Annotated in this window: 16 protein-coding genes and 1 riboswitch; of the genes, 6 read left to right on the forward strand and 10 right to left on the reverse strand. The window is 38.8% G+C overall.

The genetic code is table 11. The features are described from left to right. Positions 1-5 precede the first annotated feature (5 nt). From SOM16_RS01315 to SOM16_RS01325, 3 genes are all read right to left on the reverse strand, one after another. Positions 6-668 (reverse strand): GDSL-type esterase/lipase family protein, encoded by a 663-nt coding sequence (locus SOM16_RS01315; protein ID WP_320462180.1) that lies wholly within the window; start codon positions 666-668, stop codon positions 6-8. Between the two features lie 366 nt (positions 669-1034). Next, positions 1035-2468: a SusD/RagB family nutrient-binding outer membrane lipoprotein gene (locus SOM16_RS01320; protein ID WP_320462181.1), complete on the reverse strand. Its 1434-nt coding sequence runs from the start codon at positions 2466-2468 to the stop codon at positions 1035-1037. Positions 2469-2478: 10 nt separating this feature from the next. After that, positions 2479-5652: a SusC/RagA family TonB-linked outer membrane protein gene (locus tag SOM16_RS01325; RefSeq protein WP_320462182.1), complete on the reverse strand. Its 3174-nt coding sequence runs from the start codon at positions 5650-5652 to the stop codon at positions 2479-2481. Between the two features lie 354 nt (positions 5653-6006). Continuing rightward, positions 6007-6112, reverse strand: a riboswitch (SAM riboswitch). Positions 6113-6246: 134 nt separating this feature from the next. On the opposite strand from SOM16_RS01325, the gene SOM16_RS01330 reads away from it, so the two are divergent. Beyond that, the gene (locus SOM16_RS01330; protein WP_320462183.1) at positions 6247-7506 is read left to right on the forward strand and encodes a TlpA disulfide reductase family protein; all 1260 of its coding nucleotides are present in this window, start codon (positions 6247-6249) and stop codon (positions 7504-7506) included. Positions 7507-7817: 311 nt separating this feature from the next. Beyond that, positions 7818-8879: a beta-xylosidase gene (locus SOM16_RS01335; RefSeq protein WP_320462184.1), complete on the forward strand. Its 1062-nt coding sequence runs from the start codon at positions 7818-7820 to the stop codon at positions 8877-8879. 16 nt (positions 8880-8895) lie between these two features. Here SOM16_RS01335 and SOM16_RS01340 read toward each other — a convergent pair whose 3' ends face one another. The 4 genes from SOM16_RS01340 to SOM16_RS01355 all read right to left on the reverse strand — a co-directional run bounded on the left by SOM16_RS01340 (position 8896) and on the right by SOM16_RS01355 (position 13876). Next, positions 8896-9264, reverse strand: coding sequence for a hypothetical protein (locus SOM16_RS01340; protein WP_320462185.1), 369 nt, complete (start codon positions 9262-9264; stop codon positions 8896-8898). 93 nt (positions 9265-9357) lie between these two features. Then, the gene (locus SOM16_RS01345) at positions 9358-11811 is read right to left on the reverse strand and encodes an outer membrane beta-barrel family protein (RefSeq protein WP_320462186.1); all 2454 of its coding nucleotides are present in this window, start codon (positions 11809-11811) and stop codon (positions 9358-9360) included. 89 nt (positions 11812-11900) lie between these two features. Then, the gene (locus SOM16_RS01350; protein ID WP_320462187.1) at positions 11901-13520 is read right to left on the reverse strand and encodes a PspC domain-containing protein; all 1620 of its coding nucleotides are present in this window, start codon (positions 13518-13520) and stop codon (positions 11901-11903) included. An 11-nt stretch (positions 13521-13531) separates the two neighbouring features. Continuing rightward, positions 13532-13876 carry a PadR family transcriptional regulator gene (locus SOM16_RS01355; RefSeq protein ID WP_320462188.1) on the reverse strand — a complete coding sequence of 115 codons (345 nt, stop codon included), beginning with the start codon at positions 13874-13876 and terminating at the stop codon, positions 13532-13534. A gap of 350 nt (positions 13877-14226) precedes the next feature. Here SOM16_RS01355 and SOM16_RS01360 point away from each other — a divergent pair, with 350 nt between their 5' ends. The 4 genes from SOM16_RS01360 to SOM16_RS01375 all read left to right on the forward strand — a co-directional run bounded on the left by SOM16_RS01360 (position 14227) and on the right by SOM16_RS01375 (position 21441). After that, positions 14227-15684 (forward strand): amino acid permease, encoded by a 1458-nt coding sequence (locus tag SOM16_RS01360; RefSeq protein ID WP_320462189.1) that lies wholly within the window; start codon positions 14227-14229, stop codon positions 15682-15684. A 564-nt stretch (positions 15685-16248) separates the two neighbouring features. Beyond that, complete coding sequence (locus SOM16_RS01365) at positions 16249-19326, forward strand: TonB-dependent receptor (protein ID WP_320462190.1); 3078 nt, start codon at positions 16249-16251, stop codon at positions 19324-19326. A 10-nt stretch (positions 19327-19336) separates the two neighbouring features. Next, positions 19337-20995, forward strand: coding sequence for a RagB/SusD family nutrient uptake outer membrane protein (locus SOM16_RS01370; protein WP_320462191.1), 1659 nt, complete (start codon positions 19337-19339; stop codon positions 20993-20995). Between the two features lie 281 nt (positions 20996-21276). Beyond that, positions 21277-21441 (forward strand): hypothetical protein, encoded by a 165-nt coding sequence (locus SOM16_RS01375; RefSeq protein ID WP_320462192.1) that lies wholly within the window; start codon positions 21277-21279, stop codon positions 21439-21441. Between the two features lie 14 nt (positions 21442-21455). Here SOM16_RS01375 and SOM16_RS01380 read toward each other — a convergent pair whose 3' ends face one another. The 3 genes from SOM16_RS01380 to SOM16_RS01390 all read right to left on the reverse strand — a co-directional run bounded on the left by SOM16_RS01380 (position 21456) and on the right by SOM16_RS01390 (position 24019). Then, the gene (locus SOM16_RS01380) at positions 21456-22352 is read right to left on the reverse strand and encodes an NAD(P)/FAD-dependent oxidoreductase (RefSeq protein WP_320462193.1); all 897 of its coding nucleotides are present in this window, start codon (positions 22350-22352) and stop codon (positions 21456-21458) included. A gap of 71 nt (positions 22353-22423) precedes the next feature. Next, positions 22424-23050 carry a class I SAM-dependent methyltransferase gene (locus SOM16_RS01385; RefSeq protein WP_320462194.1) on the reverse strand — a complete coding sequence of 209 codons (627 nt, stop codon included), beginning with the start codon at positions 23048-23050 and terminating at the stop codon, positions 22424-22426. A 57-nt stretch (positions 23051-23107) separates the two neighbouring features. Beyond that, positions 23108-24019, reverse strand: coding sequence for a hypothetical protein (locus SOM16_RS01390; protein ID WP_320462195.1), 912 nt, complete (start codon positions 24017-24019; stop codon positions 23108-23110). Positions 24020-24511: the final 492 nt, after the last annotated feature.

Below are 24511 nucleotides of genomic sequence, written 5' to 3' on the forward strand. Positions count from 1 at the left end.
TGTGATTACTTTTTCACAAGGTATGGCGCTACAGCTTTCCTCCAAATGGCATAACCTGCAGCATTCATGTGCAACATATCTTCTACAAAGAGTTCAGGACGTAACTTTCCATCTCTTGTTAGCATCAAGCTATACACATCAACATACTTCGTATTGGCCTCTTTAGAAAGAAAGGTTTTGATCAGGGCATTCGAAGCGATTGCTTTTTCTTTAAAAGCATTTCTGCTTGGACTCGGTTTAATTGAAATATAAACGATAGGAACATTTGGCAATTTAGCCCGAATGGCTTTGTAAAGATTAACCGTTCTATTCAACACTGAATCTGGCGTGGTTTGGGCATCTGGCAAATCATTCTCCCCAACGTAAAGTACAATTTGACGGGGTTGATAAGGAAAAACGATATCATTTAGATAGAAAGTAATATCGTTGGTTACGGCACCGCCGATTCCGCGGTTTAAGGCGTTGTATTTTGCAAAAACCTGTGTTAAATCATCCCATTTACGAATGGAAGAACTGCCTACAAACAAAACCGGATGTACAGGCGGCTTGTACATTTGGTCATATTTTTTAATGGTTTGCACATCATCCCAAAAAGCAGGTTTATTTTGTGCAAAAGTAGCTATGAATAAAAATGGAGAAAGAATTAGCGTGAAGAGTATTTTTTTCATGGTTTCAAAATTTCGAATTGCGCAAGATAGCAATCGTATATATGATTTCCAGAAATCTGATGTAACAGATTTAGTGAACCTGGTTTTGTGCCTGCGCTCGTTTCTAACGCGTGCATAATCGTTATACGATTGTATAACGTCAGCAGGTTTTTATATAGTTTTTAGAGTTGCTGATAAGATATTAGTGGCTCAATACAAACCATAGCTTGTTTACATGTAATAGTCTCCATGCCATAGATACGGCCTTCTATTTACACACTTCATTATAAATAATCATGCGCAAAAAAAGGATTAGCGAAGTACAAACACAGCGCAAAAAAGCTGCTTTAACGATTGCTAAAGCAGCTTCAAAATTTTAAAAGAAGATTATTTCACATCAAACCATAACCTCGTGGTAAGCAAATCTGTTCCCTGACTGGCTACTGCATTTCTGTAGCTCTGCCCGTTTAAAGATTGTTCCGTTCCCGGATAAATAAACCGGACAGGAATTTGTCCGTTTAATACAGTATTTGCCGATGCCGTAAGTTCTGGATAATCCAATCTGCGTCTTTCTGCCCAGGCTTCTAACCCCTGACCAAAAAGTGCCAGCCATTTTTGTTCGCCTATTGATTTTTTATAATTAGATGCATCATATTGAACAGCTCCCTGAGCCGTATAGTTAGCAACTAATGCATCAGCAACGCCAAATTGTTTTAAGGAAGCCACGATGCCCTGATTGTATAAATCAGCAGCATTTTCTGTTGTTAAACCACGAGCCGCTGCTTCTGCCCGATCAAACAATAATTCAGCATAGCTAAAAATTACAGCTGGTGATTGAGGAGTCAGGAAGTAAGCGCCTGGTCTGGATGTTCTGGCAAAGCCCAAATTACTGGCTTCCGAATTGGTTAACCCATTTGGTAAACCCACATATTCTGCTGGTGTAGCGGTTTGGGTTTTACTTGCATAAATTGGTAAACGAGGATCGTTCAAACTGAATAACTTATCTACAATAGTTTTACTAATCCGGTAGTCATCCCGGGTATCAAACTGTGCACTCACCGGGTTTTGCTGTGGTGAAACCTGGTAAATCAGCTGAGCAATCTCTGCGTTTGAACTGATATAGCTGCCACCTTCACTTTTTAGCTCATCCAAAACCTGTTGTGCTTTTGCTGGTTCCCGATCCGCAATGCGAAGCGCAACTCTTAAGCGCAGTGAATTCGCTAATTTTTTCCACTTGTTAATGTCACCACTGTAGATAATGTCGCCACTAATAGCTGTTCCGGCAGGGTTTAAAACGCTATTGGCAGTTTTTAAATCTTCCAGTATACCATAATAAACGTCTTTTTGTTTATCGTAAGCAGGCGTAATAAACTCATTAATTTTTCCGGCCTGGCTATAGGGAACATCACCATAAGCATCCGTTAGCAATAAAAAAGACCATGATCTTAACGTTAGCGCCACGCCCCTGTAATTTGGATTGTTCGTATTATTACCAATTTCAATTATTCTATTTAACCCGGTAATCGTAGTGGAGTATAGCGTAGACCAAAGGGAGGTAAAGCTGCTATTGGAATAGATAAAGCGATCTTCCTCGGTATACTGCACCTTAGCCCATTGCTGCACAAAAAGCAAACTGGAGTTCATGTTATTCGTGGTTCCCCAATAAGCATCGGCGGTGTTTTTAATTGCCGCAGTGAGCAAATAATCTGGCTGTGCATTCTCTGTAGCATTTGGATTAATATTGACATCATCCAGCTCTTTACGGCAAGAAGCGGTAAATAGCGAGAGTAAAATAAGCGTATATATGATATTATTTTTCATGGATTGAAGATTAAAATTTAATGTTCAGGTTGATTCCGTACGTACGTGTAGTAGGGTTTGATAAACTTTCCAAGCCTTGCCCGTTTCCGGTATTAAAGGCAACTTCCGGATCAATGTCTTCGGTATTGCGGTGTAAAATAGCCAGGTTTCTACCCACCAATGCCACCGAAACACCTTGTAAATTAAGCGAACGAATCCATTTAGTTGGTAAATTATAGGTAAGTTTAATCTCACGAAGTTTTACATAAGAAGCATCGAAAATATTGGCCTCATCTATGGTACGGAAAGACTTATAATACGTTTGTGCAGACAGAACCTTTTCATTTCGTTTGCCATCTGCAGTTACACCATCGAAAACCATTCCATCATCATAAACTGTCGCTCCAGTTGGTGCATTTGCGCCATTGGCCAACCTAACCGTTCCGTTTTCCTTTTTGTTATCTGGATAATAATAAGGAATCCCGCCAAATTCGGCGCCCCTTCCAGGTAAAGTAGAAGCCAAAACACCTGTGTAAGTTCCGGTAGCATAAGTGCCATTGTAGATAGAACCACCAAAGCTGGCATCAACCAAAACACCAAGACTAAAGCCTTTATAATTAAAGGTATTATAAATTCCACCAATCCAATCTGGCGTATATTTTCCAAGTACTCTTTTGGTTGGATCGGTTTGTGGTGCGCCCGTTGCATTTACCACGATGTTTCCATTGCCATCTCTCAAAAATGCATTACCAAATAAGGTTCCATAAGGCTGCCCAACAGCTGCAATTACCTGAGCCGAATTCGTAGCGACTACGTAATTTTGCAGCAAACCTTCCTGATCTAATTCAATTACCTTGCTTCTGTTTGCTGCATAGTTTACATCAATATCCCAGCTGAATTGTTTTTTGATCGGCGTAATCCCTAATTGCACTTCAATTCCCTTATTATTAATTTTGCCTGCATTCAGCAATTTAGATCTGAAGCCTGTACTCTGACTCACATCAACACTCAGAATCTGATCGTAACTATTGGTATTGTAAACACTTAAATCAAAACGCAATCGCTTGTTAAACAATACGGCCTCTGCACCTAACTCTGATGAGGTAGTGGTTTCTGGTTTTAAATTTGGATTTAAATCTGTAGCAGATGGTGTAAGCTGAGGACTAGATCCAAATGGTGCGCCAGAAGTATAGGTGTTCAGCAAACGATATGGATCTGCATCTTTACCCACTTTAGACCAACCTCCGCGAATTTTCGCATAATCCAATACTTCACTTTTAATGTCAAATGCTTCTGTAAGCACCAAACTTCCATTAAATGAGGGATAGAAATATGACCGGTTTGCCGCTGGTAAGGTAGATGACCAATCATTACGCGCCGTGATGTTGGCGAACAAATAATTTCTAAAGCCAATTTGCGCAGATGCGTAACCACTATAAGATTTTAACTCGCTGTAATTATTCGAAGAAGTTAAAGGATCTCTTGAATTACTTAGCGTGTATAAACCAGCAACAGCAAGGCGTGGGGCACTCTGATCATTCTGCTCAATATATCTGGACCGAATGTTCCCTCCTAATAAAGCTTCTAAACTGAAGTCATCATTTAGCTGCTTGTTATAGCTTAAAGTCGCATCGGTATTGTTTTCATTTACGGTGAAAGCACTTTCAGTATAAGAGCCAAATGGTGTCCCATTTGTGCCATAGGCGATTTTAATCTTCCGGCGATCATTATAATAATCTGTTCCAGAACGGAAATTGAAGTTCAGGCCATCAATAATTTTATAGTTTAAGCCCACACTTCCGATAATCCTGTTTCTGTTTTGAGCCACTGTATTTTCATAAGCTACCCAATATGGATTGCTGTAATAGCTATTATTCCAATTAAAAGTATTTCCATTTTCATCCAAATAATCTTTCAGCCTGTTAATATCTACCTGTCTACCGAACCAGGCAAACTGTAACATGGTACTGGTTGACCTTGAACCACCAGTTCCCGGTAGGTTATCAGAAGCCAGTTTGCTATAATTTGCATTTGCAGTGATGGTTAATTTCGGTGTTAACCGCAACGTGGTATTTAAAGCAAAAGAGTTTTTACCCTGACCAGAGTTGGGCACAATGCCTACTTGTTTCAGGTTATTGTAGGATAAGCGGTAATCAAATTTATCGCTGGCATCTTCGATAGATAAACCGTTAGCCAAAGAATAACCTGTTTCAAAGAAATCTCTCACATTATCGGGATTTGCAACAAACGGAACGGCTACGCCTTTAGAAAAGAATTGAGGAATTAAACGCCCATCCATTCTAGGACCCCAACTTTCATCAACGCCGTCATTTATCCCGGCACCTTTTCCATCTACATAGCTGAATTTACCTTCAGAACCTTGTCCGAATACATCTTGGTATTTCGGTAAGGTTAACAAACTTTCAATTACAGCATTGGAGTTGAAAGAAATCCCTAAGCCCTTTTTAGATTTACCAGTTTTGGTTTTGATAATGATTACCCCCGCAGCAGCTCTCGAGCCATATAAAGCCGCAGCATTCGGACCTTTCAATACACTGATTGATTCAATATCATTAGGATTAATATCAGATATGGCATTGGCATAATCTCTCGCACCGGCAGAGTTAAGTTGTGAGTTATCTACCGGAATTCCATCCACTACAAATAATGGCTGGTTATTCCCTGAAATAGAAGTTTCGCCACGAATAACTACGCGTGAAGATCCCATATCGCCCTGGCTATTCGTTACCCTAACCCCGGCCACTTTACCAGCAAGTGCGTTTACCAGGTTAGATTCCCGAGCTTCAGTTAAGCTTTCGCCTTTTAATTCCTGAACCGCGTAACCCAGAGATTTCTTCTGTCTGGAGATTCCCAAGGCTGTTACCACCACTTCATCCAGTGCATTCTCACCATCGCTCAGCGTTACCACCAGCGTTTTTGTTGCTTCGGCTACTTCTACTTCGCGGCTAGCAAAACCAATATAAGAGAAAACCAAGGTGCTTTTTCCTGCCACTGAAATGCTGAAAGCACCATTATTATCAGTAGTTACGGCTTGCTTTGTTCCCTTTACAAATACCGAAACTCCCGGCAACGTTTCACCTGTGGCGGCTTTTACCGTTCCGGAAATTGCAATAGTTTGTGCCTGAACGAAGTTGGAAAGCAAGAGCAAAAATAGTATTGCCTGAAGCTTTATTTTATTAAACATAATTAGGTGTGATTAATGGTCATTAAAAAATGTTGACTGTAAAAAATCACGGCAAAGCAATTCCAGTTCGCCATCAGGCGATTTTTTAGCAGACATAAATAATTATTTAATTAATTGAATAGATTTGGTATGTATTAGCCACTACAGCAATATATACCCTTGCACATTCGGAGGCTTAATAAGGTACCTGAATTTACTTTTTGAATTGACTGTTTTTTGTTAGTTTTTTCCATCAAATTTACTTTAACGCTAAATCAATACTCATCAGGATTGCGAAACTGGCTTATAAAAAAAGCACGCCCGTAAAATCAGGAGTGCTCTCATATATTATTACATAATAATTTGCATTCAACTGACTTAACTCACCCAAATTGCTTTGGGATGGAATTAGCACCATCGCTTTTTAAAGCTGGTTGCTAAGGTTTCGTAGGGCCATTCCCTCCACCTTTCTTGATAAGTATTTTAAAATAACTGCCGCAAAGATAATATAAAAATCATAATGACTACAAATTCTATAGATTTTATTGAAAATATTTTTTCTCCATTAATTTCATGCTTACCTTTGTGGCATTATCATTAGATCGAAAACACACTATGAATATAAAATCTTCTTTATTTCTGCTATTTGCATTTACGCTTTCGCAAACTTTACAAGCACAAACACACACAAAAAATTCTCCTGCAAAAAAATTAACGACTGCTTTTGTTCCAAATGGCAAATGGCGTGGTGCTTTTGAAATTAAACCTGGCGTAGAAGTTCCATTTAATTTTGAAATAACCAAAGGCACAGATCAACCGCATTTGGTTTTCCTAAATGCTGAAGAACGTTTTGAAGGTGGCATTGTAAAGCAGACATCAGATTCTATTTTAGTTTCTTTAGATCAGTTTGACAACGAACTGGCATTTAAAATTTCCGGCGATTCACTCGTTGGAACATTAAGAAAACAGGATAAATCCGGAACACCTTTGGCAGTAAGCGCAACGAGAGGAAAAGATTATCGATTCAAAGCTAATGGTAAAGCAGCTGCAGCAGATTTTTCTGGCAAATATGATGTAACGTTTAAATCTCCTGCCGGGAAAGAGGAAAATGCTGTCGGGCTTTTTAAACAACAGGGAAATAAAATCTCAGGAACATTTTTACGTGTTACCGGAGACTCCCGTTATCTGGAAGGAATTGTGGAAGGCAATGATTTTTATTTATCAAGTTTCATAGGCTCAGGCCCATCTTATTATAAAGGAAGTTTTGCTAAAGATGGCACACTTACCGGTGAGGTGGTAAGCGCAAGGGGAAATACCCCATTTATTGGCAAGCATAATGAAAATGCAACCTTGCCAGATGCCTATAAATTAACCTATCTGAAAGAGGGATACAAAACTCTCGACTTCTCTTTTCCGGATGTTGACGGAAAGAAAATCTCGCTGAGCGATGATAAATTTAAGAATAAGGTAGTGATATTAACCATCACTGGTACCTGGTGCCCAAACTGTGTGGATGAGGCTTCATTTATTGCTCCATGGTATAAAGAAAATCGGAATCGTGGTGTAGAAGTTATCGGAATCCATTACGAAAGACAACTGGATTCTGCCTATGTACGTAAAGCGCTAAGCAGGTTTAGAGAAAAATTTGATATTCAATATGATCAGGTCATCGCTGGTACGCCAGATAAAAAACTAGTGGCTGAGTCATTACCCGCTTTAAGTAATTTTCTTTCCTTCCCAACAACGATCATCATCAATAAAAAGGGTGAAGTAGCGCAAATCCATACCGGATACAGCGGCCCGGCAACCGGAAAGTACTATACTGATTTCGTGAAAGAGTTTAATACTGAAATTGATGCCTTGCTTAAGGAATAAGAATCAGCTGGATAAATTAATAAGGAACTTCCATACAAGGGCAGTATCGTCAATTTGGAAGCTGATCCCGAACTTGTAAGAACATGTGCTTATCGTGTTTCGACAAGCTTAACATGACAGCCGTAATAAATTATACTTTCGGTTGGTGGCTCACCAACCGAAATCTCACGGGTACTAAACCAACCTGCCATTTCTGGGGTAATATTGCAGCCTAAAAACAGGTTCAAAAATACTATGGAGACAACAATCGTTAGTTTAACGATTATTGTTTATTTTGGTCTTCGCATCCCTAACCAAATATTTGTATACCAATGAAAGTCCTTTTTAATCTCGCTATTTTATTCGCCTGTTTTTCCTGCGCCTTCTCTACTTCTGCACAAACTAAAACAAAAGTTCCGAAAGAAAAGGATATGGCAGCCTATTTAATGGTGTACTTTAAAGATGATACACATGGACTTTACATGGCTTTGAGTAAAGATGGTTATAGCTTCACTGATGTAAATAATGCAAAACCGATTATTGCCGGAGATACCATTGCTGAACAAAAAGGCATTCGTGATCCCTACATTTACCGCGCTCCCGATGGCACTTTCTATTTGGCTTTAACTGATCTACATATTTATGCGCAAAAAATGGGTTATCGTTCAACAGAATGGGAACGTGATGGAAAGCAATATGGCTGGGGGAACAATCGTGGATTAGTTTTGATGAAATCTAAAGACCTGATTAATTGGTCGCACCAGGTATTGCGGGTAGACCAGTCATTTCCCGAACTGTCGGATATTGGATGTGCCTGGGCGCCAGAACTAATTTATGATGAAAAAGAACAGAAAACAATGATTTATTTCACCATGCGTTTTGGCACTGGCAAGGATAAAGTCTACTATTCTTATATGGATAAAGACTTTACAAAAATGGAAACTCCCCCAAAACTATTGTTTACCTACCCGAAAGACGTAGCTTATATTGATGCAGACATTACCAAAGTTGGAGATCAATATCACTTATTTTATGTACCTCATGATGGAACAGCAGGAGTGAAACAAACGGTTTCAAGTTCTATTAATTCTGGTTATCAATACGACGATAAATGGTACGATCCTGAAGATAAAGGTTGTGAGGCCCCAACTGTTTACAAACTAATCGGCCAGAAAAAGTGGCACCTCATTTATGATATCTACCGCATCAATCCACATAACTTTGGTTTCAGCGAAACCACCGATTTTGTGAATTTTAAAAATCTGGGCCATTTTAACGAAGGCATAATGAAGGCAACCAATTTCAGCTCGCCAAAACATTGCGCTGTAATCCATCTGACTAAAAAAGAAGCCCAGAAATTAGCCAATTATTGGAAAGTAAAAATGAAATTTTAAAGGGCAGTTTCCGTAATCATTTATCTTCTCTTAATTTATTCTGAATTCCTGCAGCCAGCGTTTTTAGTTTCGTATAGCCAGCAGGCGAATTAATCTTCTTATCAAAATTAATACTTATTAATCCTGCTGTAGATTTTAACGTGAATTCATCTTTGTCATTCAACTTGATGTTTTGGTTTCCCTCGTGATCGAATGAGACCTTACTATTTAGTGCTGTATTCAGATAGGCCTGCAGCTGCGCTATTTTACTTTCACCGAAACTTGCTGAAAATTTATAGATCGTATCTGTATCAGTGGTTTTGATTGATAAATTATTTTCATTGCGTTGGCATCCAGAACCAAACATGGCGAAGAAAACCGAGATTAAGTATATTATTATTTTCATTTAAAAGGTTTTTAAACAATCGGCATACTAAACTAAAGACTCTAGATTAACGACTTCCGACTGCTGACTATAGCCTCCAAACTCGCAACTCAACTACCCTCCTGCCCTATTCTTCATTTCTTCGGTTGCAGTATTTCTGGATCTGGCAGATTTTACATTTTGATTTCCGAAGCTGTAACTGATATTAAACGAAACTCTTCTGTTGATGTAATTATTCTGAACCCTCAAATTCACATTTTGATAATTTAGTGTTCCCTTCCAATAATTGGTTGCAAAAATATCATCGATGTTCAATTTTAACTTTAAAGATTTGTTCAGGAAACTTTTCTGTACGCCTGTGTTTAAAGCATATTGATAAATGGTGGTTGTCTCCAATCCCCTTACTCTTGGAGAATTTAGCCAGAAATTAGTTTCAATTGTCCAGTCTGCGGGCAATGTAATTGAACTGGTGATATTAAAATTATAAGATAGCTTACTCAATTCAAAAGGAGCTCCCTCCAAATTGTTATCATTAAATTTATTGTAAAAAAGGTTAAAATTATTTTGCAAATTCCACCATTTGGTAACTGCCAAAGGAAAATATAGGCCCGCAGAATAATACTCACCGCTTCCAATATTCCCCTGCCCAACGGTTACAATCCTTGTGCTATCGTTCTGTGCGGTTTTACTATCCAGTATCAGATCTTTAACCTTCGAATAACCTAAAGAAAAGGATAACCCGCTTTTATAACTATAGCTCACCTCAAAATTATTGGTAAACTGCGGTTTCAGGTAAGGATTTCCTTGTTGTATAGTATAAGGATCCATGTAAAAATTGAAGGGATTTAACTGTTGGTAATTGGGCCTGTCAATTCTTCTTCCATAGGTATAGCGCAGGTTACTATTCTCAGAAATTTTCTGATTAACGAATACTGTTGGAAACAAGGAAAGGTATTTTTGATCTGCTTCCGTATTATTGGTGATCAAAGCCCCGGTTGCATTGGTGTATTCGGCACGTAGTCCTGCCTGGATTTGCCACTTACCCAGATCTTTGGACAGATTTGCATAGGCCGCATTTACATTTTCTTTATAAATAAAATGGTTGCTCTGGCCTGCAATATTTTGCCACTCGTTATTTAGTAATGCTGACGAGAGAAAATCATTATCAGTTTTGACAAAACTGGTCTTCAAACCTGTTTCCAGTTTCGCCGTTTTAGATATTGGCCAGGTAAAATCAATTTTGGAGGCAAAAATATTGATATCTGTTTTACTATCATTTCTGATAAAAGTTTGATTATTTAGAACACCGTTTTCATTATAAAAATCAGTGTTAAAATTCTCTACTCCACTGTAATTAAATCCAGAATAATCAGCATCAAAATTTAGGCTGGCACCTTCTTTTTTAAAGTCGTGTTTAACGTTGAAGTTTGCACTATAATTTTTGTTGGGTGTATTGGCATCAGAAATTAGCTGCAAGGAATTATTATTGGTTATTCCAGATCGGGTTTCATTAATATAGGTTTGAGAAAAGTTATCCAGTTTCCTCGTGCTGGTACTCCCATCTACCATAATTCCTATCGTTGTTCGCTCAGTGGCATAATAATCGGCGCCCAGTTTAGCTGCTAATCTCGATCCTGTATATATTTTTTGAAAATTTTGATTAAATGCACTTTGTAATCCATCAGCGTTAGTGGTTCTCTCTAAAAATAAGTTAGAGAAATTATTATTTTTTGAGGCATTGGCATTACTGTAAAAGTTCCATTTCTTATTGCGATTGTTAATATTAAAGTTCAGGTCAGAGCCATAGATATTCCTGGGTAAATGAGCCCTTATGGCATTGCGATAAGTAGAAGAAACACTTCCATTTGTACCAAAAGCTTTATTCTTCTTTAATTTAATATTGATAATTCCCGCAGTTCCGGCTGCATCATATTTTGATGAAGGGTTTGTTATAATTTCGATGGTAGCAATCTGACTACTGGTAAGGTTGCTCAGGTAAACCGCTAAATCTGCATTCGACAAAAAGTTATTCTTTCCATCTATCATCACCATTACGCCAGATTTGTTATTCAATAAGATTCTTTCATTTTGCTTGTCAACTTGTACGCCAGGTGCCTTTTCCAATAGCTCAAGTGCAGTGCTTCCGGTAGAAACGATACTATTTTCCACATTTAATACCGTTTTGTCGATCTGATGTTCAACATAAGGTTTTTTAACCGATACACTTACCTCATTAAGTTGCTTAGTGTTGCTTTCTATTTTGATTATCGGAAGTTCTAAATCACCATTCAGCACAAAACGCTCCGTTTTTTTAGTTTTGAACCCCACAATAGAGATTGAAAGCACGTAATTTCCATCCTTCACCTGTTCAATCCTGTAGCCACCATCAATATCCGTAGCCACCATTTTCACTTTGCTGGTATCCGATCCATTCAGCAATTGAACAACTGCGAAAGGTACCACAACTGCCTTTTCATCAACAATTTTTCCGGTAATAGTATGTAATTTTTGGGCAAAAGATGTCCCCCATACCAAAAGGCATGTCATTAACGTAAATAATATTTTCATGATTTTCTTTTCTTTTAAGCCCTGTATTTTATGGAAAGCAGCAATCTCTTATTTGGTGTACTGTCAGCATTTCAAAGCTGAATCAGGATCTATTGACCATCTGTATTTTCCTGCGGGTGGTCGATTTCATATTTACACTTCAAACCCTCTTCTGTCATGATCCATACGCTGAAGTTATTATTGTCGTTTTCACGTTCGCTACAGCTCCATCCCCAGGTGTTATTGATATAATCGTATGCAACGTCTTTCAAAATTAATCTCGTGCCCACAGGAACCTCAAGATCTAACCTTACTTCTTGATTTCTCCAGATAGAGCCTTTTTTCAACTGGAACCGCGGACTGAAAAAAATGGTAGAATCTTTTACCAAATAGGTATAATCTATGTTTTGCGCATTTTGCAAGGCACTTGGGAAAGTTTTCCCCTGAGATTCATTTTTCTGGATCAAACGACTGATACCCGTTTCACTTTTATTGATATTGATGCGGATATTATTTGGCGAAACGAAAGGCCCGTTCTGAAAATCATCAATAACCACCTGCCTTTTATTGTTGGCATCGATATGGTAAGCAAGGCTATCTTCCTTACTGAAATATTTACTTTTGTCAATATCAATCACGTAAGTTTTCAATGTTCTTAAATCCACTGTCTGGGTTAATTCTGCATGTTGTTTAAATTCTGAAGAAATTTTTGCCGCCTGGTAACCAGCAGTCGCCACGCCAGCCAACCAAATAATCAGTAGGGCAAACGAAAAGGTTTTATTAATGGCCTGTTTGTTGAAGGCCACCCGAATTGAAAACAATACCAGCGCTAAAATCGGCACAAACAATACAATGAATGCACTAAAAAGTATCACTCCTCTATTGCCATCATTAATGATGGAAAAAGGAAAAGAATCATAAATACTTGAATCCCAAAAGCCCTGGAAAGCTGCAGTGCCCAGAATAAGCATCAGCAGGCAAAAGGCCCCAAAAACAATGATCAAACCAGCGATTATTTTGAAAATTACTTTTCCTGTTCCGGAGAGAAATCTGGCAATCCATTCAAAAAATTCGCCTATAAATATTCCGAGGCGTGCAAATAATGGCTGTGCATGTCTGTTTACTTCTCCCAAACGTTCTTTTACTGCTTGTAATTCCTCATCCAAATTCTTTTGAAAGCCCTGTAAGTTTGCTGGCTCTCCCTTCATTTCCATTTTTTCTACGCGCGATTTAGCCTTCGGCATGATGATCCACAGAATCATGTAAACCAAAATCCCAAAACCGCCTAAAAAGGCCATTAGTAATACGGCAGCCCTGATCCATTTAGCTTCTGTATTTACAAAATGAGCAATTCCGGAACAAACACCAGCAACCACGCGGTCATCCATATCGCGGTAAAGTTTTTTCTCCGCATACTGGTATTGGTAACCCGGTTGATATGCAGGTTCCTCCTCGTTTTCTTCAATGGTATCGAAATCTTTCACGCTTCCCATTTGGGCAATAACATGTTGCACATCTGCAGCATCAACCACTTGTTTTTTCTGCGCTTCCATCTGCTCGGTAAACAACTCCGCAATCCGGTTCTCGATATCTGTTATTATTTCTAAATCATCTGCATGGTTGGCGAAATAGAGCTTCACTTCATTTAAATATGCTTTTAAAGTATCGTAAGCGCTTTCCTCGATGTGAATAATTGTATTTCCTATATTAATGATGATGGTCTTTTCCATTTTTTTTTGCGTTAAGAGGTTTTTGAATTGGTGCCACTTTGCGAGATGCCAACGGCATAAGCCAGTTCTTGCCAGGTTTGGTCTAGTTTGGATAAAATCTCCCGACCAACTTCAGTTAAAGTATAATATTTTCGAGGCGGACCTGAGGTAGATTCTACCCAGTTGTAGCTTAATAAACCATTGTTTTTAAGCCTGGTTAACAATGGATAAAGTGTGCCTTCCACTACCAATAATTTTGCCGAGCGTAATTCAGCAATAATATCGGAAGCATAAATCTCTCCCCGAGATATAATCGATAAAACACAGTACTCCAGAATTCCCTTCCGCATTTGCGTTTGCGTATTTTCTGCTATCATATTACAAAGATATATGTTTTATATTGTACTATGCAATACATAGTACTAAAATTATTAAAAATAAAATATCAAACAATTGATTATCAATCACTTAATTTTATATTAGAAATTTTAGCCGATAGTAATTATATTATTTTTGAGTTAAAACCTCTTCAACAATCAACTTGCGAGGTCGCAAAAGCGAATAGCTTGGCAGGCTTAACCACGAATCTAAATTCATTATCAGGCTGACAAAGATTCCCTTACCCGCAACTCCAACTAAACATCGTCAGCCAAATCGAAAAACTAAGCACTACAAGCACCATAGATTTAATATATTTTAATATTTTTGCAACTCTTTAACTTGTTTCATGAAAAAATCAATAGCCAGCATTGTTGCTGAGGCGAATCAAAGCGGCGAGGGTACGCTCAAAAGAACCTTAGGCCCCATCAATTTAATTTTAATTGGTGTTGGTTTAACACTTGGCGCAGGTTTATTTTCCATAACGGGTTTGGCAGCGGCAAATCACTCTGGCCCGGCGGTAACACTTTCTTTTGTAATCGCTGCATTGGGTTGTGGCTTTGCGGCACTTTGCTATGCAGAATTTGCCTCTATGATTCCAGTAGCCGGGAGTGCCTATACTTACTCTTATGCTACAATGGGTGAGCTTTTTGCCTGGATTATTGGCTGGGATCTGGTATTGGAATATTCCGTTGGTTGCGCTACTGTAGCCATTAGCTGGTCGCAATACTTAACAAGATTTTTAAGCAGTTTAGGCATTTTTCTGCCTCCGCAACTTACCCTCTCTCCTTTCGAAACGGCGAAACTTGCTGATGGCTCCACCGTAAATGGAATCGTCAATATTCCCGCAGCGTTAGTGGTGGTTTTAATGACTGCCATTTTGATTCGCGGCACCAAGGGATCGGCAATTGTAAATGGTATTATTGTATTTTTAAAGGTGGGTGTAGTGTTAGTTTTTATCGCTTTAGGCTGGCAATATATAGATCCAGCTAACTATCATCCCTATATTCCAGAAAACACTGGTACTTTTGGTCAGTTTGGCTGGAGTGGTGTACTACGTGGCGCCGGACTTGTATTTTTTGTATTTATTGGTTTTGACGCCGTTGCTGCTTCAGCTCAGGAAACGAAAAATCCGGGAAGAGATTTACCAATCGGAATCATAGGATCTTTAGTAGTTTGTACCGTACTTTTTGGTTTATTTGGTCATGTGATGACAGGTTTGGCGAATTACAAAGAGTTTGCCAACAGTGGCGCTCCCGTAGCAATAGCGATAGAAAAAACGCCTTACGGCTGGTTAAGTCAGGCGATTATTCTGGCCATTTTAATCGGTTATACTTCCGTGATTCTGATTGATTTAATGGCACAATCACGCATGTTTTATTCCATTAGTAAAGATGGTTTACTCCCGAAAATGTTTTCAGATGTGCATAGCAAATTTAAAACCCCTTGGAAATCGAACATTATTCTTTGCATCTTCATCGGGCTTTTTGCCGCATTTGTACCCATGAATGTGGTTGGTGAAATGACGAGTATCGGAACATTATTGGCCTTTTTAATGGTTTGTGTTGGGATCTTAATATTAAGAAAAACTAATCCTGAAGCAAAGCGACCATTTAGAGTTCCTTTTGTACCATTAATTCCAATTCTTGGAATTTTAACTTGTATCGCCATGATGGTATTTCTTCCCTGGGAAACCTGGTTGCGCTTAGCTGTTTGGTTAATTATTGGCTTGGGTATATATTTCTCGTATGGTAAAAAGCATAGTAAACTTAATATAGGTACTGAACAGGAACCGAAAGGCCTTTAATCTATTACTGGAAGGTGATTGATTATTATTAGATCGCTGTTCTTGAAACGTCAAGACAATAAGGATATCACACGTCATTCTGAACCTGATTCAGAACCTAATTCTGGATATTATTCAGAATGACGTAACGAATGCCCAGGCTTCTACCTAATGTATTTATTAGGTACTGAGCCTTGTTAAATCCCCTGCTGCAAAATATTTTGGTTACACACCTTTCCTCCCATGTGAGGAAAGGTGCGCTTGGACAAATAGGGGCTTATCATTTAGCATGAACAGTGGGTTAAAACGATTCACATCCCGAACTTGATTAGGCACTAATTTTATCTTCCTAATTTCCATTCATCAGTTGATTTCACGAACTGAAAGACTAAACAGTTATTCTATATAATTGACGCGTATGTATTCCTAAAATGAGTCTCAATTCCGAATTAATTTTACGGGAACGATTGCACAGTTTTGTAGCAAATTATAGTTAACAATTGAAATGGGTTGGCTAAATTGTAAATAAGTAACCAAATATTTAGTCATCCCAAATGGCTATTTTCAATTTTTAACCAAATAACCATGAAAAAAACATTACTTTTTTTCGCCATTTCCTTATTGTTTTCCACTATTCTGATGGCTCAAAACCAGAGAATTACAGGTAAAGTAATCGACGAAAAAGGTGAAACCCTAATTGGCGTATCAGTCAAAGTAAAAGGTGCAGCCATAGGCGGCTCCACAGATGTAAACGGCAACTTTTCGTTCGATGCGCCACCCAATTCAACCTTAGTTTTTTCTTTCGTAGGCTACAATAATAGAGAAGTAGCTCTCGCCGGACAAAAGACTTTAACCGTTACCCTTACAGAATCTGCCAGTCAGCTTAATGAGTTGGTTGTGGTTGGATACGGAACACAAAGAAAGTCGCAGGTGGCTACAGCAGTCGGTAGCGTGCAAGGTGATGCCATTGCGGAACGTGGAACGGTAAGCGCATTGCAAGCCGTTCAGGGGCAGGTTGCAGGGGTTGATATTTCTGCAGGATCTGGCCGTGCGGGCGCGAGCTTTAACGTACAAATCAGGGGGCAAAACTCTCTGGCTGGTGGTCAACCACTATTTGTTGTGGATGGTGTGATCGTATCAGACATTAATTTCCTTAATCCGCAAGACATCGCTAAAATGGACGTATTGAAAGATGCGGCCTCTACAGCGATTTATGGATCCAGAGGATCAAACGGTGTGGTTTTAGTGACTACAAAAAATGGCGCTACTAACAAAAGCAGCGGGGCAACAATTTCTTACGATGGCTACGTTGGCGTACGAAAAGTAGCGAGAATGCCTGATTTTATGGCTGGAGAAGAATGGTGGGAATACAGACAAAATACTTTCATCTCACCAGAACTCATTGCTGGAAGAACCTTCACCAATACCATCGGAAGTTTAGATAATCCTACCGTGCTACAAACAGTAGCCAATCATGATTATACCGACTGGAAAGATTTGGTCATACAGGATGGAATTCAAGCCAACCATTGGGTAACGGCATCTGGCCAGAGTAGTAATAATGACATTCAATACCTTATTGGTGCTGGTTATCAAAATGAAAAAGGCAATTTTCTACAAGATAATCTGAGCCGTTATAACTTTAAAATTAATGTTGATGGAAAGATAAACAAAAGTTTTTCTGCCGGGATGAGCATTAACTTTTCCTTCACCGAAACGGAACGGGGCAGTGATGATGCGGTAAGAAACGGATTCAATATGGCCCCAATTTTCAAACCTTATGATGCGAATGGAAACCTTGTTTTCAGACCTGGTCAGATTCCAGTTCCAGGGTCATCAGTGGTTTCCAGTTTTACCAGTGTGGTCAATCCGCTTTTAGAGATTACCAATTCGCAAAACAATACCAGAAGGCACTTCGGCGTAGGTAATGTTTACCTTCAATACGCCCCTGCCAGCTGGATCGATGTGAGATCTACCTTCTCGCCAAGCGTAAACTTTGTTAGAAATGGTAGGTATTGGGGTTCTTTAACTGGTGTTGGAGATGGCTTACTGCCTGATGCACAACGTGTAAATCAGCAATCGCAATCTTATATTTTCGATAACGTAGTTAACATCCGCAAGAAAATCAAGGAGCATAACTTCGCTTTCACGGGTTTATACAGTATGCAAAAAGATAGATTTGAAAGCGATACCACAAAAGTAAACGACTTACCTTTCAATTCTTCTTTCTATAACTTAGGCTCATCAAATAACAGGCAACTGTCTTCCAGTAATTTCAATCAGTTCTCTATCCTTTCCTTTTTAGCCAGGGTAAATTATTCCTTCAAAGACAAGTATTTTGTAACGCTTGCCAATCGCTGGGACGGTTCATCCAAACTGGCTGAAGGTAATAAATGGTCTTCATTCCCCTCTGCGGCAGTGGCCTGGCAGATTTCCAGAGAGTCTTTTATGCAAAATGCCACCTTCGTATCTGATTTAAAACTGCGTTTTAGCGCCGGAGTTGCGGGAAACAATAATAACATCAGGCCATATGAAACGCAGATGAATTTGAGTTCTCCAACTTATTACGATTTCGGCGGAACACCAGCTTTAGGCTATTCGCCAAGCAGATTACCTAACTCATCGCTTACCTGGGAGAGAACCCGTGAATTTGACTTAGGTGTAGATTTTGGCTTCTTAAAAAATAGAATTTCAGGATCCATCGATCTATATGATAAAAAATCGGAAGGTTTATTACTCAACAGAGACTTACCACTAGAAACCGGATATACCTCCATTAAAGATAATGTAGGTTCGGTAAGTAACAAAGGGATCGAGGTCTCATTAAGAACTGTGAACGTTTCTACTGAAGATTTCACCTGGTCAACCTCATTTACATTCGCCAGAAACAAAAATGCCATCATTGATCTACTGGATAAGAAACAAGACTTAGTAGGGAATTCCTGGTTTATCGGTCAGCCAATTAACGTGAACTATATTTATGTTTTTGATGGCATCTGGCAGGAAAGCGAACGCGCACAAGCATTAACCTATGGTCAGCTTCCTGGTCAGGCAAAAGTGAAAGATTTAAATAACGATGGAAGAATCAGCAGTACGAACGACAGGGAAATAATTGGCCAGAAAGATCCAAAATGGACTGGTGGTTTCTCAACACAGTTTACTTATAAAGCTTTCGACTTATCAGCTTCGATCTTTGCTAGACAAGGGATGCAGGTTTATAGTGCGTTCCACAGTGTATTCACCCGTTACAACGATCGTGGTACCAACAAAATTTATAACGATTATTACATGCCTGCAAATTCGGTAACGCAAGGCAGAAGTTCAAATACCTATCCACAACCAAACAACATTGGTCCATACTGGGATGGCGTTGCTGGAGTAGGATATTACAAAGATGTTTCATTTGTAAAGATTCAGAACATTTCTTTGGGTTATACTTTACCAAGCAAGCTGATCGAAAAACTAAAAATAAAAAGTTTAAGGGTGTACGCGAATGTGCTGAATCCGGTTGTATGGACAAATTATGATGGTTTTGATCCGGAAAGTGCGAGCGGAATTGATCCTTCTATTACGTTAGAACAAACCAATACAACTGTTGGAAACATTAACAATACTGGCCCGAGCACAATTACTTACCAACTTGGCGTTAACCTGAAATTTTAAATAAGGTATTATGAAAAAGCAAATTATACTATCACTACTACTTCTTGCCTGCGCCTTTACCGGGTGTAAGAAGTTTTTAGAAGAAGAGAATAAATCAAATATTGTATCTAATGAATATTATGCAACTGCAGAAGGATACGAAAAATTAATTAACTCCACTTATGGAACATTAAGGCGGGTTTATAGTTCACCGTATGTGTTCTGTGCCGGTACTGATATGTATGTGGAAGGAAGAGATGCGCAACCTGTGGGGATTAGTGAGTATCAGAATCTAAACCCTGATAATGCCGAAGTTACCAATTTTTACACCAATACTTATTCTTCGATTCAACTTTGCAATACTGCCCTTTATTTTAATAGCAATACGGCTGCTAGCGCCACATTACCCATTAGAAAAGGGGAAGTACAATTTATACGTGCTTATTATTACTTTTTACTGGTACAATCTTTCGGCGGCGTAAGTATAGTAACTGATCGTTTCGATTCGCCAGTGGAGCAATTCAAACGGAATACTGCGCAGGAAACTTACGACTTTATTATCAAGGAAATGACTGAAGCCCTTGCCTTGGTTCCGGAAACAACTACCGATTTCGGTCGTGTAACTAAAAAAGCTGTTCGCCACTTTCTTGCAAAAGTATATCTAACCAGAGGGTATGAATCTTTTGGATCCGCGCAGGATTTTGCTACTGCTGCTACATTTGCAGATGCAGCAATTGCCGGGAGAACGTTGACTACCTCTTTTGAAAACTTATTCTTTCCGGGTAATGAGAAAGATCAGGAAGTACTATTTTCAGTGCAGTTTGATGCCGCTTCGTTACCTACCGCAACCACTGGAGGCAATACCCAGGCTGCCTTCTTCGGCCCCTATCAGGGTGGTTCCGGTGGTGCACAAGGCTATCCTTACCGGGCATTCGTATTGGTACCGACCCTTTATACCTTTAATACTTTTACAGAGAATGATGCACGCTTTGATGCTACTTTTATGATTAACTTGTATCAACGTTATTATGATTATTATGATAGAAGTGCCGAAAGGGCAAACCTGAACATTAGATTTTATTATAAACCAAAATGGGATACTACCACTGATGCCGCATGGCGGGCTATAGATCCGGCACGTAGAGCAACCACCACCATTATCCCCTATTCTAATGCATGGCAGGCCTCAAGAAGTACGGTATTGGATAATGCTACCCCTTCTGTGAAGAAATTTGATGATCCAAAATCTCAGTTTGGAGGCGCAACAAGTACCCGCGATTTATTTCTGGCCAGATTAGGCGAAACCTATTTAATTGCAGCAGAAGCTTATTTTAAATCTGGAAATCTGGCATCAGCAACAGCACGAATAAATGAAGTAAGGAGAAGGGCAGCTAAACCCGGAAAAACCGCCGAAATGGCTATTACCGCCGCCAATGTGAACATCGATTTTATTCTAGATGAACGTGCGAGAGAAATGGTAGGCGAATATGAAAGGTGGTTCGACTTAAAAAGAACCGGAACGCTTGTAGAAAGAACCAGATTATATAACCGAGACATCAAAACCAACTGGTTTGATAAAGGCATCAATCCATTTGCCGGCGTTGGCGGAGCACTAAAATTGTTAAGACCAATTCCAAGCAGAGCAATAGATCTTAACGCGGGATCGTTTGCACAAAATCCTGGTTACTAAAGCATTATACAATAAAGCATTAACCTGAAAAATTTCGGGTTAATGCTCTTTATATTTAACAGCAACTAAGTTAAATCACTACTAAACAAATACATACAAAATAAGGGCATTGCATCATAATCTATACACCTTTACCAGCTTGAAACTAACAATAATGATACAATAAGCTTTAAACAAGGCGGTTAGTTAACAAAAAGCTTAAGTTATCCACAATTCATTATACAAAACTTTTTTGGCTTAGGATTTGTCTTAAAATATATACCTTTTAAAAACATATTCCTATGATTATTAAATTAGATACATCCCTATTTAGGTTAGCACGTCCGAAAGCAGAAGCCATTAGAAAAGTTGAAATTCCTTTAACCAGGGCACAATGGATTAACGCAGACCGAATTGTAATCGCTGCTATGTTCATTGCTGTAATTATTGGTGCAATTGTATTTTAGTTGTTGATGTTTTCTCAAAAATCTTCTGCAAGCATTTCGCGGTTTATCATGACTCCAGCCATAGCTCCGGATGCATTAGTTACGGATAATGACCTCATTAGTGTCGTACAATCCCCTGCCGCATAAACGCCTTTAGCAGTTGTTTCCTGCTGCTCATTTATCTTAATCGTATTAAATTCTGTCAGCTCAAATCCCAACTGGGTATAAAAAGCCTGATGTTGAGAAACTTCCGAACGGGCATAAAGTGCTTTTAAAGCAATTTTATCTCCTTTTGATAAGACTACATTTTCTAAAATGCCATGATGATGTTCGATTTCGATAATTTCGTCTTCAATTATTTTGATTGATTTAGCGGTTAATTTCTCCATTTGAGCAGCCGTTAATTGTGATTCTCCATTAGTGTAGAGTGTTAAATCACTATTCCATAAGCTTATCATTTTTGCCATTTCGAAGGCATGATCACCGTTCATCATTAACCCAACCTTTTCATTTTTTACTTCATAACCATGGCAATACGGACAGTGGATTACGGTAATGCCCCAGCATTCTGCAAAACCTTTGATAGCTGGCAAGGTATCCTTCAGTCCGGTAGATAACAAAATTTTCCTGGATGAGAAAGTTTCTTTAGTTTCTAATACAACTTCAAAGCCATCCATTATCTTCCTTGCCTGATCCACATTTCCATCCGTAAACTTAACGTTAGGATACGCTAATACTTCCGCTTTTGCCTTGGCAGAAATATCCGCTGGCTTTTCCCCATCGTGGGTAAGAAAATTATGCGAATGAGGTGTTTGCCTGTTGCAGGGTTTACCAGAATCTACTATGAGCACCTTTCTCGTGGCTCTACCGAGCGTCAAAGCCGCAGACAAGCCTGCGTAGCTTCCGCCAATTATGATTACATCAAAGTCCATATCTAATTTTTCTACAAAAATGGAAATATAATTTATTTAACGCAATAATGTTGCAATAAAATATTGTCATTTTATTTCTTATAAACAACTGCGGAGATGAAGCTCCCGTAATAAAATCGCTGTTCAAGCATTAAATAAGCTTTTCTTTCAAACCATGGCTGAATATTGATAAGCTGATTGGTTTCTACAATTCCAATTAACTTAAAGAAGATGTACATCGATTTCAGGATTATTGATTTCCACCACCTGCCATTTTTAGGATTAAGGGAAAAATCAACAAATAACCACAAACCGGATACCTTAAGCTTACTATCCAAAAAATGGAAAACTTTTTCAGCGCGGTTTTCTGCGAAATTATCAAATAGAAATGGGGTAAGTATGGCATCAAAAAGCTGATCCGTTTTAAAATCTTCAATTCCAAGATGAATAAAATCCACCTTGTTATTTCCAATAGGCCTGGTTTTAGAAAGGGTGATCATCTTTTGTGAGATTTCTACATAAACAATATGCAAACCAGAGGAATGAATTTTCGCAATTTCCGCTAAAATCCATCCCGTACCACCGCCAGCAATAAGTATAGTGCTATTATCGGGGATATATTTCAACTGATCAATTTGAGCCTGTACCTGCGATTTAAAAAACACCAGTCGGCTCAAAAAATCGTATTGGTTCGCTATTTTGTCGTAGTTGTTAACCAAGTGTTTAGTATTTTGATAGAATTGAATATGATGTATGCTCCAAAGATAATGTTCTGCTTAATGTACAAACTGCATGCCGACGATTCCGCATAATGCCTTAAATAAAATCAAACCATCAATCACCATTAAATAGTAGAGGATATTTTTTCTGCGATGCATGGAATACGCGACATAGATGGTCAATATAAAGGGCAACACATTGCATAAAACCTGCGGCAGCCCAAACCCTTTATAATCAGCAAAAACACCCAACGAAATTAAACCAATCAACAACAATGGAATCAAAATACTGAAAATAGTTTTTCGTAATCCGTAGCGAACTACAAAGGTACGCAAGTGTTTATTTGCATCAGTAGGATAATCTTTGATATCGAAGATTATGGCGTTTACGGTGCAAAACATCCAGTTTTTGATGAAGAGCCACGTCCACAATACGGAATCATGATAGCCAATTCCCGTTTCGATCTTTAGCATAATTAAGGGCAATACATTGGCACAACATGCCCAAACAAAGCCAATTACAAAAGCCTTCAACCAGCCTGTATTTCTTAAATTGAATTTTAAAAACGATCTGGGTAACAAGCCGTAATATAATGTACCGGCAACAATTATAATGATAATTGCCAACCAGTAAATGACAGGAAGATTTAAGATGTGTAAGTAATTTTGGTAGAGGAGCGTGAGCGATAAAAAGATGCAAAACAGGAAAAGTAAAAGCTGACTCCAGCCGATTATTTTCTTATGTTCAAAATACCACTGGGTTCTGGGATTAGTTGCAGATGGCTGAGTGGAGACTTTATTATAAGCGTACGTATAATAGATCGTTGGTGCCAAAAAAAGTAATAGGTAATAATTGAGAGAATTGAAAGGGAGCCGCAATTGATAAGTTGCCTCTATGGTTAGCGCAACAGCTAAAATACCGACAAAGTAATTCCCAAAGAAAATAAACCGGACAATTTTATTCAACATCAAGGCGTATTATTTGCAGTTGGCAATTTCGGATATATAACTGAATAATTGATTGGGAAGTTTGAGATTAAGGGAAATAAAGTGATTTGCTAAATGAATGTTCTTTTCGGATAAGATGTTCGTACTCCATTTGATCAAAATCTAGTTGTAGCTTCCCCCTACGATTTAACGCATATAGCGATCGCATTAAGATTACTTCAATCTAAATTAAGAAGATAAAATAAGCAGATTACGAATTTACCACCCCGTCTTTCAGGCACCCCTCCGGCGGAGGGAAATGGCGATCGCTGATAATTGCCTGGCAAAGGCAAACGACTGTTTCTTCTGATTGTAAAGTTTGTTTAGCATGATGGCCATAACGATCGCTAATAAAAATTTAAGAAGGCCAAACCACTGTTTCTTCGTTCTGCGCTTAGACCGGCATGGTCAATTTTTCGGGATGGCACTGACCGAGCCTACCCAATGACTTTGATAGAAAAATTGCGAGCCGGC

The organism is Pedobacter sp. CFBP9032 (genome assembly GCF_034045265.1).
In the GTDB taxonomy this organism is placed as follows: domain Bacteria; phylum Bacteroidota; class Bacteroidia; order Sphingobacteriales; family Sphingobacteriaceae; genus Pedobacter.